The sequence below is a fragment of the Pseudomonas sp. EA_65y_Pfl2_P74 genome (assembly GCF_963970575.1).
Lineage (GTDB): Bacteria > Pseudomonadota > Gammaproteobacteria > Pseudomonadales > Pseudomonadaceae > Aquipseudomonas > Aquipseudomonas baetica_A.
The window spans coordinates 1-1,129 of the sequence record NZ_CAXAOQ010000084.1; the positions used below are offsets into that span (position 1 = coordinate 1).

The window sequence follows — 1,129 nt, forward strand, 5'->3', positions numbered from 1 at the left end:
TTGGCTGGAGCCATTCGCTGGCGCATCGGCTGGCGTTCGACGCTGACGAGGTGGTCTGGATTGACCACGAAAACCGCCGTACACGGTTTCCGTTGCCGAGTGTCGAGCGGCCGGCGATTCACAACAGCCTGTCGCGGGCGGCGATTTTTCTGGGGGATGAACCGGAGGAATTAGTCCTCGCGCTGGCGGGGGACGCGGCGCGGTTTTATCACTTTCGCGCAGGCCGGCTGACAGCGATCAGTGATGCGTATGACAACCGTCTGACGGTGCATAGGGATCGGTCTGACAGGGTTCAGCGACTGGACAACGGGGTGGGTCGTTCTCTGTTATTGCGCTACGACCGTCAGCACCTGATCGGCATCGATTACCAGTCGTTTCAACAGGCTGAGTGGAAGACTGAACACACCCTCGTCAGCTACCGCTACGACGCCTATCAGCACCTGATCGAAGTGACTAACGCGGCCGGTGACAGCGAGCGTTACGACTACGACGATCTGCACGTCATCCTGCAGCGCCAACTGACCGGTGGCGCGAGCTTCTTCTGGGAGTGGCAAGGGGCCGGCAAGGCTGCCCGTTGTGTCCGGCACTGGGCGTCGTTCTCGCAGATGGACACCCGCTACGTCTGGAATGACGACGGCAGTGTCGCGGTGCATTACGTCGACGGCACCGAAGAAACCTACGTCCACGATGACCGCGCACGACTGGTGCGCAAGCTCGAGGCCGATGGCGGTGAGTATTTAAAGGCTTACGACGATGGCGGCCGGCTGATCGCCGAGCAGGACCCGCTCGGCGCGGTCACCGAATACCGCTACGACGAAGTCGGACGCCTGATCGCGCTCATTCCGCCGGATGATGCGCCAACGTCCTACGAGTACCGCAACGGTTTCCTGCACCGCCGCTCGCGTGGCGAAGCACTGTGGACCTGGCGGCGCAATGCCCAGGGCGATGTCATTGAGGCGGTCGATCCCGACGGCCACGTCACCCATTACCACTACGACGCCCGCGGGCAGTTGCTGTCGATCCGCTACCCGGACACCAGTCGGCATGTTTTCGTCTGGAACAACCTCGGCCAGTTGATTGAAGAAACCCTGCCCGACGCTGGCGTGCGGCGCTTTGCCTACGACGCACT

At 62.2% G+C, this 1,129-nt stretch carries 1 pseudogene; it reads left to right on the plus strand.

The features are described 5' to 3' along the window. Positions 1-1,129, plus strand: a pseudogene (locus AACY18_RS27920) (type IV secretion protein Rhs); the annotation flags it as partial.